Origin of the sequence: Noviherbaspirillum autotrophicum (assembly GCF_000818395.1) — a bacterium.
In the GTDB taxonomy this organism is placed as follows: domain Bacteria; phylum Pseudomonadota; class Gammaproteobacteria; order Burkholderiales; family Burkholderiaceae_D; genus Noviherbaspirillum; species Noviherbaspirillum autotrophicum.
The window spans coordinates 995,285-1,009,894 of record NZ_JWJG01000028.1 but is presented as its reverse complement, the minus strand read 5'-3'; the positions used below and the strand labels follow the sequence as shown (position 1 = coordinate 1,009,894).

The window sequence follows — 14,610 nt, the reverse complement described above, 5'->3', positions numbered from 1 at the left end:
TTCAATGAGATTGCATCCCGCAGTCGTCAGCCATGCCGAAGAAGTCCTGCGCGAAGTGTTGCGCTTCACCGGCCCGGCCGACGCCATTTTGTCGCGCTATTTCCGCGAACATCCGAAACTTGGTTCGCGCGAGCGCCATGCCGTTGCCGAAGGCGTATACGCCGTCTTGCGCAACAAGCTTGCCTACGCCAGCTTTTCCGAATCCGGCCATGGTCCGGCGATGCGCCGCCTGGCCTTGCTTGGCCTTGCCGACGTGGTCGGCACCGATGCGCTCGGCGGCATTTCGCCGGAAGAGGGCGAATGGCTGCGCCGCATCGCGCAGATCGACCGCGCGGTATTGCCGGTCGCATTGCGCGCCAACCTCCCGCCATGGCTGTTCGAAAAGCTCGTGGCGCGCGACGGTGAAGCTGCGACCCTACAGCTGGCCGGCGCGCTGAACCAGCCGGCGCCGCTCGATTTGCGCGTCAATGCCTTGAAGGCCAAGCGCGAGGACGTGCTGGCCGAACTGGCGAAAGCGGCCATCGAATGCGAACCGGCGCCGTACGCGCCGCTCGGCATTCGCCTCAAGAAGAAGCCGGCGCTGCAAAACCTTCCCTTGTTCAAGGATGGCGCGGTCGAAGTGCAGGACGAGGGCAGCCAGTTGCTGGCGCAAATCGTCGCGGCCAGACGCGGCGAGATGGTGGCGGATTTCTGCGCCGGCGCGGGAGGCAAGACGCTTGCGCTCGGCGCGGCGATGCGTAACACCGGCCGCCTGTACGCCTTCGACGTGTCGGAAAAGCGCCTGTCCAAGCTCAAACCGCGCCTGGCGCGCAGCGGTCTGTCCAATGTGCATCCGGTCGTGATCGCCCATGAAAACGATGCCAAGATCAAGCGCCTGGCAGGCAAGATCGACCGCGTGCTGGTCGATGCCCCTTGCAGCGGCTTGGGTACCTTGCGCCGCAACCCGGACATGAAATGGCGTCAGACGCCCGAGTCCGTCTGCGAACTGAACGGCAAGCAAACATCGATTCTCGCTAGCGCCGCACGATTGGTGAAGCCGGGCGGGCGACTGGTCTACGCCACATGCAGCCTGCTGGATGAGGAAAATGAAGCGATCGCCTCGCAGTTCCTCGCGTCGCATCCGGACTTTGCCCTGGTGCCGATGAAGGATGTCCTGCAGGAGCAAAAGATCGCACTTGAGATGCAAGACTATCTGAAGCTGTCACCGCAGGTGCACCGCACCGACGGCTTTTTTGCTGCGGTTTTCGAGCGCAGGAAATGATCGTACGTGCGCGTGCCGTGTTTGGTGCGTTGGTGCTGTCGGCAGCGTTTGGTGCGCTTGCCGAAGATGCGCCGCTTGCCGCGCACGGCACGCTGCAGGCCGCATTTGCTCCTTGGGATAATGTCGAAGAACTGGTTGCCGAAACCATCCGCGACGCGCGCCGGCAAGTACTGGTACAGGCCTATCTGTTGACCAGCAAAACCATTACCATGACGCTGGTCGCGGCTTGCCGGCGTGGCGTCGATGTCCGCGTGATGCTCGATGCACAGCAGCTCGGGAAGACCGCGTCGTCCGCGGCCTCTGATCTGGATGCCTGCGGCATACCCGTATGGCTCGAAACCAAGTATCAGAATGCACATAACAAGGTCATCGTCGTCGATGTGGATACGCCGGACGCGACCGTCGTCACCGGCAGCTTCAATTTCACCTGGACCGCACAGCACAAGAATGCGGAAAATATCTTGATCGTTAGGAAGAATCCCGCGCTCGCTGCGCGCTATGCCGCGAACTGGGAGCGGCATCGACAGGACGCGACTCCATACCAGAAATGAATCAGAACCCACTCTCCAGCCTCTTATCCGATTTCTGGTCCGACCTGCGTGACCCCGGCCTGTTGTGGCAAATCGCTGCCTTGGCGGCATGCTTGGTCACCGGGTGGGCGCTGGCACGTCTGGTGCGCAGTCGCGTCGAATCGCGCGAAGTCCAGATGCGCGTCATGCGGTTGGGGATGAAGAGTTTTACACGCGTGCTGTCACCGCTGCTTGCGCTGGGGTTCATCGCCATCGCCAAAACGATCCTCGCGCAGTGGCATTATCACGTCAACCTGCTCAGGGTCGCGATTCCGCTGGTCGGCTCGTTTGCGCTGATTCGCCTGGCGTTCTATGTTTTGCGCCGCATCTTTGCCCGCGGCGGCAAGGCGGGCACCTCGCTGCTGGCGTTTGAAAAGGTGTTCGCCACGCTGGTTTGGTGTGCGGTCGCGCTCTATATCACGGGGCTGTGGCCGGAGCTGGTTTCCTACCTGGAGCAAACGGTGCTGCCCGTCGGGCGCAACAAGGTGCCGCTGATGACCATTGTGCAGGCTGCGGCATCGGTTTTGGTCACGCTCATCATTGCATTGTGGGCCGGTGCATCCCTGGAAGAGCGGCTGATGCGCATGAATTCCATGCATTCGTCGCTACGCGTCGTGCTGGCGCGCATGGGCCGCGCGGTATTTATTCTGCTTGCGGTGCTGCTCAGCCTGTCCTTGGTCGGCATCGATCTGACAGTGCTGTCGGTATTCGGTGGCGCACTCGGCGTCGGCCTGGGCCTGGGCCTGCAAAAGATCGTCAGCAGCTACGTGTCAGGCTTCGTGATCCTGCTGGAACGCAGCCTCGCGATCGGGGATATCGTCAAGATCGGCGAGCACTCCGGTCAGGTTACGCAAATTAATACGCGCTACACGATACTTCGCGGCATGGACGGCATCGAAACGGTGGTGCCGAACGAAATGTTATTGTCCGGCGTAGTCCAGAACTACTCTCTGACCGACCGCCGCATGCGGCTGGCAACGCGCGTGACAGTAGGGTATCGCACCGACATGGACCTGGTGCTGCGTCTATTGGAGCTGGCGGCATCCGGCATGCCGCGTGTATTGCAGGACCCGGCGCCGCAAGCTTTTCTGGTGGCGTTCGCCGCGGACGGCCTCGAACTCGAGCTGGCATTCTGGATTGCCGACCCCGAGAACGGGCGCCTGGCCTTGCTGTCTGACGTGAATCGGTTGATCTGGAAAATGTTCCAGCAAAACCAGATCGAAGTGCCTTATCCTCAGCGCGAAGTGCGCATTCTCGAGGTCCCCGAAAGCGTCGCCGACGCCCGTCCCATGCAGGCCGCGAGCGCCGCCTAAAAAGCGTACAATCAGCACCGAGCATCGCCGCGCAACCGCTTGGCCAGGTTGCGTGGGCGTAATTTTCCGGAGTTTTAATGACCATAAAGACTATGTTTGACGCTGTTCTTGATTTCCTGGCGAATGGATTGTCCGGCGCAACCGGCTGGCAGATTCTGGTTTACACCCTCGTGGTAACCCACATCACGATCGCCAGCGTCACGATTTTCCTGCATCGTTGCCAGGCGCATCGCGCGCTCGACCTGCACGCGATTCCGAGCCATTTCTTCCGTTTCTGGCTGTGGCTCACTACTGGCATGGTGACCAAGGAGTGGGCGGCGATTCACCGCAAGCACCATGCCAAATGTGAAACCGAGGATGACCCGCACAGCCCCGTGACGCGCGGGATCAAGAAGGTATTGCTGGAAGGCGCCGAACTGTATCGCGCCGAATCGAAAAATCGGGAAACGATCGAAAAATACGGGCACGGCACACCGGACGACTGGCTGGAACATCACCTGTACAGCAAATATAGCTGGCAAGGCGTTGGCCTGATGCTGATCATCGATGTTTTGCTGTTTGGCGCGCTTGGCCTGACCGTGTGGGCGGTGCAAATGCTATGGATCCCGATCAGCGCGGCTGGCATCATCAACGGCATCGGCCACTTTTGGGGATACCGCAATTACGACTGTACCGATGCCTCGACCAATATTTTCCCGATCGGCATCATCATCGGCGGCGAGGAATTGCACAACAATCACCATACCTTCGGCACATCCGCCAAGCTGTCCTCCAAGTGGTATGAGTTCGATATCGGTTGGTTCTATATTCGCGTGATGGAGTCGCTGGGCCTGGCCAAGGTCAAGAAGGTTGCGCCGGCACCGAAATTCGACCGCAAGAAAACGGTCGCGGATGTCGAAACGCTGCAATCGGTGATCGCCAACCGCTACGACGTGATGGCCAAGTATGCCAAGTCGGTAAGGCGCGCATGGCGTGACGAATTCGAGAGCCTCGCCGGGAAAGCGAAGCTCGAATCGAAGTTCCTGAAGACGTCCAAGAAGCTGCTGCAGCGCGAACCCGCCAAGCTGGAAGCACCCCAGCGTCAGCAATTGAGCGAACTTTTCGCGCACAGCAAGGCGCTCAAGACCATGCATGAAATGCGGGTGGAACTGGGCGCGATTTGGGAGCGTTCACATTCGAGCCGCGAACAATTGCTGCAGCAATTGCAGGATTGGTGCGTGCGCGCCGAGGCATCGGGAGTCAAGGCCTTGCAAGAGTTTTCGCTGCGTTTGCGCAGCTATGCCTGACGAGTCGCCTGTCGGCATATCGATGTCGGCGGCGTAAATGGAAAACGCGGTTGCGGATTTTTCCGGACCGCGTTTTTTGTTGGCTGCGTCAGTCGTGTTCCAAGGATGACACTGCAATAAAAAAGCCCCGCGACTGCGGGGCTTTTTATTGAAACTGCCGGATCAATTACTTGATCTTGGTTTCCTTGTATTCCACGTGCTTGCGTGCCTTCGGGTCGAACTTCATGATCGACATTTTTTCCGGCGTGGTGCGCTTGTTTTTCGTGGTGGTGTAGAAGTGACCGGTACCTGCGGTCGATTCCAGCTTGATTTTGTCGCGGTTAGATTTTGCCATGATAATTTCCTAATAAGTGCCGCTTAGATTTTTTCGCCACGGGCGCGCATATCGGCGAGCACTGCGTCGATACCGATCTTGTCGATCACGCGCAGGCCGGCGTTGGACACGCGCAGGGAAACCCAGCGGTTTTCGGATTCAACGAAGATGCGACGGTTTTGCAGGTTAGGCAAAAAGCGACGTTTGGTCTTGTTGTTAGCATGGGAAACGTTGTTGCCGACCATCGGCCCCTTCCCGGTCACTTGGCAAACACGTGCCATGGTTAACTCCTTATAAAGATCCAAAACTTTGGAAAAACGAGAGTATATATAAAATTATGTGGATTTTCAATGACTTGCGAAAAACAATTGTGTCTTATGTTATTAGTGAAAATTAACAATTGGCAGCCTGTCGATTTCACATATCGCCATGCTCGGCGAAGGAATAAACTTGCCGGCCGGCGACGACAAAATGGTCGAGAACACGGATGTCCACCAATCCCAAGGCCTGTTTCAGTGCCTGCGTCAATGTACGGTCGGCGGCGCTTGGCTCCGGCGTGCCGGAAGGGTGGTTGTGCGCCAGGATGAGGCTTGCCGCGTTATGCGACAGCGCCGCCTTGACGACTTCGCGCGGATAGACGCTGGTGTGCGTGAGCGTGCCGCGGAATAGTTCTTCGCAGGCGAGCAGCCGGTTCTTCACATCCAGGAACAGCACCGCGAAGGATTCATATAGCTTGTTGGCTAGTAGCAGTTGCAGATACTGTTTGACCGCGTGCGGTGAACTCAGTGCCTGTCCGGTTTGCAGTTCTTCCGAGAGTGAGCGCCGCGCCAGTTCCAAGACTGCCTGCAGCTGTGCATATTTTGCGGGGCCAAGGCCATTAATCACTGAAAATTCAGGCAGCTTGGCGGTAAAGAGGCGATTGAGTGATCCAAAATGCCCGATCATGTCGCGCCCCAGGTCAACCGCGCTTTTGCCGCTGACGCCCACGCGCAAGAAGACAGCGAGCAGTTCGGCGTCCGAAAGGACATGCGGACCATGCTTGATCAGACGTTCGCGCGGGCGCTGATCCTCCGGCCAGTCGATAATTGCCATGGAATTGTAAAAATATTAATAAAAGTCGGCTGGCAATTATATTCAGAAATTACATTAAATTTAACTTTTGCGGATTGCCCGTTGATCGGGATTCAATTTGACAATCTGGCAGCCTGCCAACAGGCTGAAAAGCAACCGGATTCTCCGTGTGCTCGCTTACAATAACGAGTTACCCCGCAATTGAGAGATGTCATGTCAAACGCTACCGTCCCCGTTGTCACCGAAGCCGCCTACCTGACCTTGCACTATCGCCTCGCTGCGGCAGACGGCAACGACATCGTCACGACCTTCAACGATAATCCGGCCACGCTGCAGCTGGGCACCGGGCAACTGGCGCCGTTCCTGGAAGCCTGCCTGCTCGGCTTGCCCGAAGGTGCGCACCAGACGTTCGAGTTGCCGCCGGAGCAGGCATTCGGCCCGCGCAACCCCGACCTGATCCAGCGCGTGTCGCGCGCCACGCTCGACGAAAACTCTGCTGGCGGCGACGAGTATGTGATCGGCGACCTGATCGAATTTTCTGCGCCCAGCGGCGGTCGTTTTGCAGGCGTGCTGCGCGCCATTGATGACGACAGCGCGCTATTTGACTTCAATCATCCGTTGGCCGGGCAGGCGGTGAAATTCGAAGTGAAGATTATCGGCGTACTCTGACGGCAGCAGCACTGCCTGCAGTGCAGAGAGAAGGATTCGACAATGGATAAGGAAGTATTGCTTGCACAGCCGCGCGGCTTTTGCGCCGGTGTGGACCGCGCCATCGAGATTGTGGAGCGGGCGCTGGCGGAATTTGGTGCGCCGATCTACGTGCGCCACGAGATCGTGCACAACGCTTATGTGGTCGACGACTTGCGCCGCAAGGGCGCCATCTTCATCGAAGAACTGGATGCAGTCCCGTCGGGCAATACGGTGATCTTTTCCGCTCATGGCGTGCCCAAGTCGGTCGAGGCCGAAGCGGCTGCGCGCGGCTTGCGCGTGTTCGATGCAACGTGCCCGCTGGTGACCAAGGTTCATACCGAAGTGTCCAAGATGCGCCGCGAGGGACGGGAAATCATCATGATCGGCCATGCTGGGCACCCGGAAGTCGAAGGAACCATGGGGCAGACCGAGGGAGGGATGTACCTGGTCGAGACGGTCGATGATGTCGAGAAGCTGCAGGTAACGAATCCGGACATGCTGGCTTATGTATCGCAGACCACGCTGTCGGTCGATGATACGGCCGGCATCATCGGCGCATTGAAAAGCAGGTTTCCAAGCATCGTCGAACCGAAGAAAGGCGATATCTGCTACGCCACGACCAATCGCCAGGAGGCAGTCAAGTTCATGGCGCCGCAGGTGGACTTGGTGATTGTGGTGGGCAGTCCGAACAGTTCCAATTCCAACCGCTTGCGTGAGGTCGCCGATAAAAAGGGCACCGCTGCCTACATGGTGGACAATGCATCGCAGATCAATCCGGCATGGCTCGAAGGGCGTAGCCGGATTGGCGTCACCGCAGGTGCATCCGCCCCGGAAGTGCTGGTGCAGGCGGTGATCGACCGCTTGAAGGAACTTGGCGCAAAAAGCGTGCGCCCATTGGCCGGCGTGGAAGAAAATGTCACCTTCCCGATGCCGAAGGGGCTTAACGGATCGCGTGCCGCGTAAGGGTAGTTGCGCGGTAGCCGGAATTTAATTCAGAACGACCTCCCAATTTCCATCAATTGTTTATCCGGTTCCTCGTTATGATTCAGGTTGCGTTGCTGAATTGAATCTGGATAAACGACCCAACGGCGAACAGCTGTTCATTGCGTAATGAAGCCTGCTGCAGATTGGTTCCGGCACTGAAACGATAAATATTCGAGCGGTTTTTTCTTTTTCGAATATAACGTAGTAAGCAGTCAACTTTTTCAATGGGCTGCAGCTGTTTCAGTGACCGAGGCCAGACGCATCATTGGCTTATGTTGCAGCAATAGCACAATCGTGCACCAAATCGAATCACGGACCGAATCTATATTTCAATTATGTTTCTTAACTGAACAGGTTGGGTATAATTCCGCCCGGTTTCAGTGAACGCCCAAAAGGCAACACTCAACTAAAAAAGTTTTTACCGAAGACGACGTCAGGAGACATTACCATGTGCACCAATCACGCCAACGCTACTCGCCCAGTCGCGGTACGTCTTTTCAGTTAACAATCGCGCACATCAAGCGGCACCCATGAGGATCTCACCCGGGTGCCGTTTTTGTTATCCGGAACGGATTTTGCTGCAGTGCACATGCCAAACGGCAGCGAAGTTGCAAAACGATTTGAACGATCCTTTTAGAGGCAGGTAAACCATGGATATATTTATCCAACAAATCATTAATGGACTGGTGCTTGGCAGTATGTATGCACTCGTCGCACTCGGGTACACCATGGTGTACGGCGTTCTGAACCTGATCAACTTTGCGCACGGCGACGTGCTGATGGTGGGTGCCATGGTCGGTGTCACCATTCTGAAGTTTCTGGAAACGGCTGCGCCTGGCCTGCCTGGCATCGTCAAGCTTTGCATCGCCATCGTCGGAGCAATCCCGGTGTGCGTGTTGGTCAATATCATCATCGAGCGCGTGGCATACCGCCGCCTGCGCAATGCCCCGCGCCTGGCGCCGCTGATCACCGCTATCGGCGTGTCGATCCTGTTGCAGACCTTCGCGATGATGATCTGGGGCCGCAGCCCGGTGCCGTTCCCGCCGGTGATGCCGACCGATTCGTTTACTCTCCTCGGCGCATTGATTTCTCCGACCCAGGTGATGCTGCTGGTGCTGGCGACGGCATCGATGATCGCGCTGGTGCTGCTGGTGGAAAAAACCAAGATGGGCCGCGCCATGCGCGCCACCGCTGAAAACCCGCGCGTCGCCGGCCTGATGGGTGTCGACTCCAATCGCGTCATCGTCATGACGTTTGCGATCGGTGCCGCGCTGGCGGCCGTTGCGGGTGTAATGTGGGGAGCGAATTACTCCTCCGCGCAATTCGCGATGGGCTTCGTGCCCGGCCTGAAGGCCTTCTCCGCCGCGGTGCTGGGCGGGATCGGCAATATCTACGGCGCGATGGTCGGCGGCATTCTGCTCGGCCTGATCGAGAGCCTCGGCGCCGGTTATATCGGTGACCTGACGGGCAACTTCCTCGGCAGCCAGTACCAGGACATCTTTGCATTCGTCGTGCTGATCATCGTGCTCACCCTGCGTCCGTCCGGCATCATGGGCGAGCGCGTGGCTGACCGCGCCTAAGCGTACAAGGATAGGAGAACTTCATGTCTACGCTATTCGACACCAAACACAATCCGCGCAAGGCTTATACCAGCCTGGCGATCCTCGCGGTCTTGCTCGTCGCGTTCCCGTTCATCGCCTCCAATTTCGGCAACTCCTGGGTCCGCATCATGGACCTGGCGCTGCTGTACATCATGCTGGCGCTGGGCTTGAACATCGTGGTTGGCTTTGCCGGCCTGCTCGATCTCGGCTACATCGCGTTCTACGCGGTCGGCGCCTACATGACCGGCCTCCTGGCGTCGCCGCAGTTCGCCACGGTGCTGGAATCCTTCGTCAACACCTATCCGGCCGTCGGCGAGGCGCTGGTCGCGATGCTCGGGCAGGATGTGCTGCAGAACGGCATCCACCTGTCGGTGTGGTTCATCGTGCCGCTCGGCGCGGCGCTGGCCGCATTGTTCGGTGCGTTGCTCGGTGCGCCGACGCTCAAACTGCGCGGCGACTACCTGGCGATCGTGACGCTCGGCTTCGGCGAGATCATCCGCATCTTCATGAACAACCTGAATGCGCCAGTCAACATCACCAACGGCCCACAGGGTATCAACCTGATCGACCCGATCCGCATCTTCGGCGTGTCGCTCGCCGGCGAGCCGGGTTCGGGCGCCATGGTGAAATTCGGTCCGTTTGGGATGCCGTCGGTGAACGCGTACTATTTCCTGTTCCTGCTCCTGTGCTGCGCCATCATTTTCATCACGATCCGCCTGCAGCATTCGCGCCTGGGCCGCGCCTGGGTGGCGATCCGGGAAGATGAGATCGCCGCCAAGGCAATGGGCATCAACACCCGCAACATCAAGCTGCTTGCCTTCGGCATGGGCGCCTCCTTCGGCGGCATCTCCGGTGCGATGTTCGCCTCGTTCCAGGGCTTCGTGTCGCCGGAATCCTTCTCGCTGATGGAGTCGATCGCGGTCCTGGCGATGGTGGTGCTGGGCGGTATCGGCCACATCCCCGGCGTCGTGCTGGGCGGCGCCATCCTCGCCGCCTTGCCGGAAGTGCTGCGCCACGTGGTGGAGCCGCTGCAGCGTCAGCTATTTGGCACCGTGCTGATCGAAGCCGAAGTGCTGCGCCAGCTGCTGTACGGCCTGGCCATGGTCGTCATCATGCTGTATCGCCCGGCTGGCTTGTGGCCGTCGCCCAAGCATGAAGACCGCATTGATGCGAATTCGACCAAACGCCACGACGATAAAGAACCTGCCGCGCTTGCAGCATAAGGAAACTCCATGAGCGAACAAGTTATTCTCAATATCTCAGGTGTCAACAAGCGCTTCGGCGGCTTGCAGGCACTGTCGGAAGTTAACATCAAGATCATGCGCGGCCAGATCTATGGCCTGATCGGTCCGAACGGCGCCGGCAAGACTACGTTCTTCAACGTCATCACCGGCCTGTACCAGCCGGATACCGGCTCCTTCGAACTCGCCGGCAAGCCGTATTCGCCGTCCGCGCCGCACGAAGTGGCCAAGGCCGGCATCGCCCGCACCTTCCAGAACATCCGCCTGTTCGGCGAGATGTCGGCGCTGGAAAACGTCATGGTCGGGCGCCACGTGCGCACGCACCAGGGCGTCATCGGCGCCATCCTGCACCATAAGGCAGCGCGCGAAGAAGAAGCAGCGATCAAGAAGCGCGCAATGGAGCTGCTCGACTTCGTCGGCATCGCCCAATTCGCGCACCGCACCTCGCGCCATCTGTCCTACGGCGACCAGCGTCGCCTGGAAATTGCCCGCGCACTCGCCACCGATCCGCAACTCTTGGCGCTGGACGAACCGGCCGCCGGCATGAACGCGACCGAAAAACTCGCGTTGCGCGAGCTGCTGGTGAAGATCAAGGCCGAAGGCAAGACGATTCTGCTGATTGAGCACGACGTGAAACTGATGATGGGACTGTGCGATCGCCTGACCGTGCTGGACTACGGAAAACCGATCGCGGAAGGCGTGCCGGCCGAGGTGCAGAAGAACCCGGCGGTGATCGAGGCATACTTGGGAGGGTCTCATTAATGAGTGAAAATATTCTGAAGATCAGCGGCCTGAAAATCGCCTATGGCGGTATCCAGGCGGTCAAGGGCATCGACCTCGAAGTCAACAAGGGTGAGCTGGTTACGCTGATCGGCGCGAACGGCGCGGGCAAGACCACGACGCTGAAGGCGATTACCGGCACGCTGCCTGGCTGCAAGGTGGAAGGGCAGATCCACTATGTCGGTTCGTCCATCATGGGCACCAATTCCTTCGAACTGGTGAAGAAGAACCTGGCGATGGTGCCGGAAGGCCGTGGCGTATTCACGCGCATGTCCATCCTGGAAAACCTGATGATGGGCGCTTACACCCGCAGCGACAAGGCGGGCATCCAGGCCGATATCGACAAGTGGTTCGGCGTGTTCCCGCGTCTGAAGGAGCGCTCTGCGCAGCTGGCGGGCACGCTGTCGGGCGGCGAGCAGCAAATGCTGGCGATGGCACGCGCATTGATGAGCCATCCGAAGCTGCTGCTGCTGGACGAGCCGTCGATGGGCCTGTCGCCGATCATGGTGGAAAAGATCTTTGAAGTGGTGCGCACGGTGTCGGCACAAGGCGTGACGATCTTGCTGGTCGAGCAGAATGCGAAGCTCGCGTTGCAGGCGGCGCACCGCGGCTACGTGATGGACTCCGGCCTCATCACGATGAACGGCAATGCGAAAGACATGCTCGACGATCCGAAGGTGAAAGAAGCGTATCTGGGCGAAGGCTGAAGCCTTATCCTCACGCAAACTAACCGCCTTGCCAGGGTGACCGGCAAGGCGGTTTTGTTTTGTGCCGCCGTCAGGAACGCTTGCGCCAGAAGATCCAGCGCGACAGGAAGCGGTCGGCCGCGCCATACGATTCAAGGAGCGGCGACTGCGGCATGAGCTTCAGGATCGCGGGAATGCCGATGGCGAGCAGGGTTGCATCATCGAGCCAGCCAAGCACCGGTAATGCATCCGGCACCAGGTCGATGGGACTGAACACATACAGCGCCAACAGGATGGACAACAGCTTGACGGCGCCGGGGGTGTCTGGATGGCGGAACGCATACCACAAGACGACGAGATCGCGACCGGCCGTGCGGAGCAGGCGACGCAGGCGAAAGAACATGGCATTCTCCAAATAACGCAGCAGATAAGAATATTGGGATCATCCGGCAAATGAAAAGTGCCTGTGCAGGCATGATTGCATGGCGGGCTGCTGCCTGCCTTCTTGAGCGAGCGATGGCATAATGAAACGTCATCCTAGAGGAGGCTTTCATGCTCTATGCTTTCCCGCCCCACATCCCCACTGTTTCTGTTGCCGGCAGCAACGAATTGTTCCCTGTACATCGCATCTACTGCGTCGGACGCAATTATGTCGAGCACGCCAAGGAAATGGGTGCCACCGGACGCGAAGCTCCCTTCTTTTTCATGAAGCCGGCCGATGCCGTGTTGCCGGTTCCACACGATGCCATCGGTGAAATGCCGTACCCTGGCATGACCACTGACCTGCATCACGAGATCGAACTGGTGGTGGCAATCGGGAAGGGCGGCAAGAATATCGCTGCCGCCGACGCATTGCAGCATGTGTGGGGCTATGCCGTCGGCCTCGACATGACCCGCCGCGACTTGCAGGGCGAGGCCAAGAAACTGGGGCGCCCCTGGTGCACGGGCAAGGGATTCGACAACGCGGCGCCGATTGCGCCGATCCACCGCGTGGCCGAAACCGGAAACATCACACAAGGCGCCATTTCTCTCGACGTCAATGGTGCGAAGCGGCAGAGCAGCGACATTGGCAAACTGATCTGGAATGTTGCCGAAACAATCGAGCATCTGTCGAAGTACTTCGAGCTGCAACCCGGCGACTTGATTTTTAGCGGCACGCCGGAAGGTGTGGCAGCGGTCCAGCGCGGCGATCTGCTCGAGGGGAGAATCGACGGGCTGGGCGAGCTGCGCGTGAAAATCGTCTAGGTATATTTCAGGGAACAGGCGCATGAAGCTCTACAGCTATTTTCGCAGCTCGGCCTCGTATCGAGTGCGCATTGCACTGAACCTGAAAGGGCTGCCGTACGAAACGGTGCCGGTGCACTTGCTCAAGGATGGCGGACAGCAGTTTGCCCCGGATTACCTGAAGCTCAATCCGGACGGCGTGATCCCGGCCCTGATCGACGACATGCAAGATCAGGCTGCGGTACTCACACAGTCGCTGGCGATTATCGAATATCTGGAAGAAACGCATCCGGCGCCGCCGCTCTTGCCGCAAGATCCCGTCGATCGCGCTTACTTGCGCAGCATCGCGCTCACGATTGCGTGCGAAATTCACCCCCTCAACAACCTGCGCGTGCTGCGTTACCTCGTGCGGGAACTGAAGGTCGGCGAGGATGACAAGAACGCTTGGTACCGGCATTGGTGCGAACATGGGCTGGCCTCGGTGGAAACCCTGCTTGCGCGCGACAAGCGGACAGGGATGTTCTGTTATGGCAATACATCGACGCTGGCCGATTGCTTCCTGGTCCCTCAGATTGCGAATGCACAACGCATGCAGTGCAATCTCTCGGGAATGCCAACCATTATGCGCATCAATGATGCTTGCCTGGCGCTGGACGCGTTTGCCGACGCCATGCCGTCCAGGCAGCCGGATGCTGAATAGGCGCAGGTACGGGGGAGGGCCTGAGCAGGCCCTTGCACATCAGCCGGCCTGATACGGAATTACTTTCTGGTGTTGTTCGCCAAGCCCGGCGATGCCCAGCACCAGTTCGTCGTTGCGCTTGAGGAAGAGCGGCGGTTTCATGCCCATGCCGACGCCGGGCGGAGTGCCAGTGGTGATAATGTCACCAGGCATGAGTGTCATGAAGCGGCTGACATAACTGACAATCTTGGCAACGGAAAAGACCATGGTCTTGGTGTTGCCCGACTGCATGCGTTTTCCATTCAAGTCAAGCCAGAGATCGAGCCGCTGCGGATTGGGAACCTCATCCTTGGTCACTAGCCAAGGTCCCACCGGGCCAAACGTATCGCAGCCTTTCCCCTTGTCCCATTGCGACCCGCGTTCCAGCTGGAATTCGCGCTCCGAAACGTCATTGACGACGCAATAGCCGGCCACGTACTGCATCGCCTCTTTCTCGCTGACTGCGCGCGCCCTGGTGCCGATCACGACACCGAGCTCGACTTCCCAGTCGGTCTTCTTCGAGCCTTTCGGCAGCATGATCGGATCATCGGCGCCGGACAGCGAGCTGGGCGCCTTCAGAAAAATGATGGGCTCCTTTGGAAGGGCCATGCCGGCTTCGGCCGCGTGATCCGAGTAGTTCAAGCCAATCGCAACGAATTTGCTGACGTGGGAAACCGGCACGCCCCAACGCGGCTTGCCGCGCGCCAGTGGCAGCTTGCGGAAATCGAGCCGTGCCAGCTTGGCCAGCGATTTGTCGGATAACTGTTCCGGCCCCAAGTCGGGGATGACTGCGGACAGGTCGCGTAATTTTCCGTCAGGGTCAATCAGTCCAGGTTTTTCTTTGCCGGGACGGCCATAGCGCGCGAGTTTCAT

The 14,610-nt window shown here is 58.8% G+C and carries 17 protein-coding genes; 12 read left to right on the top strand and 5 right to left on the bottom strand.

The window, feature by feature from the left end; translation table 11 throughout:
* Nucleotides 1-4 precede the first annotated feature (4 nt).
* The 4 genes from TSA66_RS05965 to TSA66_RS05950 all read left to right on the top strand — a co-directional run bounded on the left by TSA66_RS05965 (nucleotide 5) and on the right by TSA66_RS05950 (nucleotide 4,429).
* Entirely contained in the window at nucleotides 5-1,261 is a 1,257-nt protein-coding gene (locus tag TSA66_RS05965) for an RsmB/NOP family class I SAM-dependent RNA methyltransferase (RefSeq protein WP_040039373.1), read from the top strand.
* On the top strand, nucleotides 1,258-1,812 hold the full coding sequence (locus TSA66_RS05960; protein WP_040039372.1) for a phospholipase D family nuclease: 555 nt from the start codon (nucleotides 1,258-1,260) through the stop codon (nucleotides 1,810-1,812). Before TSA66_RS05965 ends, TSA66_RS05960 begins: the two co-directional genes overlap by 4 nt.
* Entirely contained in the window at nucleotides 1,809-3,143 is a 1,335-nt protein-coding gene (locus tag TSA66_RS05955) for a mechanosensitive ion channel family protein (protein WP_040039371.1), read from the top strand. The genes TSA66_RS05960 and TSA66_RS05955 overlap by 4 nt, the downstream gene beginning before the upstream one ends.
* Before the next feature lie 92 nt (nucleotides 3,144-3,235).
* Nucleotides 3,236-4,429 (top strand): DesA family fatty acid desaturase, encoded by a 1,194-nt coding sequence (locus TSA66_RS05950; protein ID WP_408639501.1) that lies wholly within the window; start codon nucleotides 3,236-3,238, stop codon nucleotides 4,427-4,429.
* 166 nt (nucleotides 4,430-4,595) lie between these two features.
* Here TSA66_RS05950 and rpmG read toward each other — a convergent pair whose 3' ends face one another.
* The 3 genes from rpmG to radC all read right to left on the bottom strand — a co-directional run bounded on the left by rpmG (nucleotide 4,596) and on the right by radC (nucleotide 5,834).
* Nucleotides 4,596-4,763, bottom strand: coding sequence for a 50S ribosomal protein L33 (gene rpmG, locus TSA66_RS05945; protein ID WP_040039369.1), 168 nt, complete (start codon nucleotides 4,761-4,763; stop codon nucleotides 4,596-4,598).
* A gap of 23 nt (nucleotides 4,764-4,786) precedes the next feature.
* Complete coding sequence (gene rpmB / locus TSA66_RS05940) at nucleotides 4,787-5,023, bottom strand: 50S ribosomal protein L28 (protein WP_026075705.1); 237 nt, start codon at nucleotides 5,021-5,023, stop codon at nucleotides 4,787-4,789.
* Between the two features lie 136 nt (nucleotides 5,024-5,159).
* Nucleotides 5,160-5,834 carry a RadC family protein gene (gene radC, locus TSA66_RS05935; protein ID WP_040039368.1) on the bottom strand — a complete coding sequence of 225 codons (675 nt, stop codon included), beginning with the start codon at nucleotides 5,832-5,834 and terminating at the stop codon, nucleotides 5,160-5,162.
* Between the two features lie 192 nt (nucleotides 5,835-6,026).
* Here radC and TSA66_RS05930 point away from each other — a divergent pair, with 192 nt between their 5' ends.
* The 6 genes from TSA66_RS05930 to TSA66_RS05905 all read left to right on the top strand — a co-directional run bounded on the left by TSA66_RS05930 (nucleotide 6,027) and on the right by TSA66_RS05905 (nucleotide 11,816).
* On the top strand, nucleotides 6,027-6,482 hold the full coding sequence (locus TSA66_RS05930) for an FKBP-type peptidyl-prolyl cis-trans isomerase (RefSeq protein WP_040039367.1): 456 nt from the start codon (nucleotides 6,027-6,029) through the stop codon (nucleotides 6,480-6,482).
* A gap of 42 nt (nucleotides 6,483-6,524) precedes the next feature.
* The gene (ispH, locus tag TSA66_RS05925) at nucleotides 6,525-7,466 is read left to right on the top strand and encodes a 4-hydroxy-3-methylbut-2-enyl diphosphate reductase (RefSeq protein ID WP_040039366.1); all 942 of its coding nucleotides are present in this window, start codon (nucleotides 6,525-6,527) and stop codon (nucleotides 7,464-7,466) included.
* Between the two features lie 671 nt (nucleotides 7,467-8,137).
* Nucleotides 8,138-9,067, top strand: coding sequence for a branched-chain amino acid ABC transporter permease (locus TSA66_RS05920; protein ID WP_040039365.1), 930 nt, complete (start codon nucleotides 8,138-8,140; stop codon nucleotides 9,065-9,067).
* A gap of 23 nt (nucleotides 9,068-9,090) precedes the next feature.
* Nucleotides 9,091-10,311 (top strand): ABC transporter permease subunit, encoded by a 1,221-nt coding sequence (locus TSA66_RS05915; protein WP_040039364.1) that lies wholly within the window; start codon nucleotides 9,091-9,093, stop codon nucleotides 10,309-10,311.
* Nucleotides 10,312-10,320: 9 nt separating this feature from the next.
* The gene (locus TSA66_RS05910) at nucleotides 10,321-11,091 is read left to right on the top strand and encodes an ABC transporter ATP-binding protein (RefSeq protein WP_040039363.1); all 771 of its coding nucleotides are present in this window, start codon (nucleotides 10,321-10,323) and stop codon (nucleotides 11,089-11,091) included.
* Nucleotides 11,091-11,816, top strand: a complete 726-nt coding sequence (locus TSA66_RS05905; RefSeq protein WP_040039362.1) for an ABC transporter ATP-binding protein — start codon at nucleotides 11,091-11,093, stop codon at nucleotides 11,814-11,816. Before TSA66_RS05910 ends, TSA66_RS05905 begins: the two co-directional genes overlap by 1 nt.
* Nucleotides 11,817-11,886: 70 nt before the next feature.
* Here the strand turns inward: TSA66_RS05905 and TSA66_RS05900 are convergent, their stop codons facing one another.
* A complete protein-coding gene (locus TSA66_RS05900) occupies nucleotides 11,887-12,198 on the bottom strand; it encodes a YkvA family protein (RefSeq protein WP_040039361.1) in 312 nt (103 codons plus the stop codon).
* Nucleotides 12,199-12,347: 149 nt separating this feature from the next.
* Here TSA66_RS05900 and TSA66_RS05895 point away from each other — a divergent pair, with 149 nt between their 5' ends.
* Nucleotides 12,348-13,040, top strand: coding sequence for a fumarylacetoacetate hydrolase family protein (locus tag TSA66_RS05895; RefSeq protein ID WP_040039360.1), 693 nt, complete (start codon nucleotides 12,348-12,350; stop codon nucleotides 13,038-13,040).
* A 22-nt stretch (nucleotides 13,041-13,062) separates the two neighbouring features.
* Nucleotides 13,063-13,719, top strand: a complete 657-nt coding sequence (maiA, locus tag TSA66_RS05890; RefSeq protein WP_040039359.1) for a maleylacetoacetate isomerase — start codon at nucleotides 13,063-13,065, stop codon at nucleotides 13,717-13,719.
* Nucleotides 13,720-13,758: 39 nt separating this feature from the next.
* Here maiA and TSA66_RS05885 read toward each other — a convergent pair whose 3' ends face one another.
* The gene (locus TSA66_RS05885) at nucleotides 13,759-14,610 is read right to left on the bottom strand and encodes a fumarylacetoacetate hydrolase family protein (RefSeq protein ID WP_040039358.1); all 852 of its coding nucleotides are present in this window, start codon (nucleotides 14,608-14,610) and stop codon (nucleotides 13,759-13,761) included.

Bases quoted from the DNA above. Each gene is read 5' to 3' on its own strand.
- TSA66_RS05960 (WP_040039372.1), top strand. From the start codon at position 1,258: ATGATCGTACGTGCGCGTGCCGTGTTTGGTGCGTTGGTGCTGTCGGCA.
- TSA66_RS05915 (WP_040039364.1), top strand. From the start codon at position 9,091: ATGTCTACGCTATTCGACACCAAACACAATCCGCGCAAGGCTTATACC.
- TSA66_RS05920 (WP_040039365.1), top strand. From the start codon at position 8,138: ATGGATATATTTATCCAACAAATCATTAATGGACTGGTGCTTGGCAGT.
- TSA66_RS05910 (WP_040039363.1), top strand. From the start codon at position 10,321: ATGAGCGAACAAGTTATTCTCAATATCTCAGGTGTCAACAAGCGCTTC.
- TSA66_RS05900 (WP_040039361.1), bottom strand. From the start codon at position 12,198: ATGTTCTTTCGCCTGCGTCGCCTGCTCCGCACGGCCGGTCGCGATCTC.
- TSA66_RS05895 (WP_040039360.1), top strand. From the start codon at position 12,348: ATGCTCTATGCTTTCCCGCCCCACATCCCCACTGTTTCTGTTGCCGGC.
- TSA66_RS05885 (WP_040039358.1), bottom strand. From the start codon at position 14,610: ATGAAACTCGCGCGCTATGGCCGTCCCGGCAAAGAAAAACCTGGACTG.
- maiA (WP_040039359.1), top strand. From the start codon at position 13,063: ATGAAGCTCTACAGCTATTTTCGCAGCTCGGCCTCGTATCGAGTGCGC.
- TSA66_RS05905 (WP_040039362.1), top strand. From the start codon at position 11,091: ATGAGTGAAAATATTCTGAAGATCAGCGGCCTGAAAATCGCCTATGGC.
- rpmG (WP_040039369.1), bottom strand. From the start codon at position 4,763: ATGGCAAAATCTAACCGCGACAAAATCAAGCTGGAATCGACCGCAGGT.
- ispH (WP_040039366.1), top strand. From the start codon at position 6,525: ATGGATAAGGAAGTATTGCTTGCACAGCCGCGCGGCTTTTGCGCCGGT.
- rpmB (WP_026075705.1), bottom strand. From the start codon at position 5,023: ATGGCACGTGTTTGCCAAGTGACCGGGAAGGGGCCGATGGTCGGCAAC.
- TSA66_RS05955 (WP_040039371.1), top strand. From the start codon at position 1,809: ATGAATCAGAACCCACTCTCCAGCCTCTTATCCGATTTCTGGTCCGAC.
- TSA66_RS05930 (WP_040039367.1), top strand. From the start codon at position 6,027: ATGTCAAACGCTACCGTCCCCGTTGTCACCGAAGCCGCCTACCTGACC.
- TSA66_RS05950 (WP_408639501.1), top strand. From the start codon at position 3,236: ATGTTTGACGCTGTTCTTGATTTCCTGGCGAATGGATTGTCCGGCGCA.
- TSA66_RS05965 (WP_040039373.1), top strand. From the start codon at position 5: ATGAGATTGCATCCCGCAGTCGTCAGCCATGCCGAAGAAGTCCTGCGC.
- radC (WP_040039368.1), bottom strand. From the start codon at position 5,834: ATGGCAATTATCGACTGGCCGGAGGATCAGCGCCCGCGCGAACGTCTG.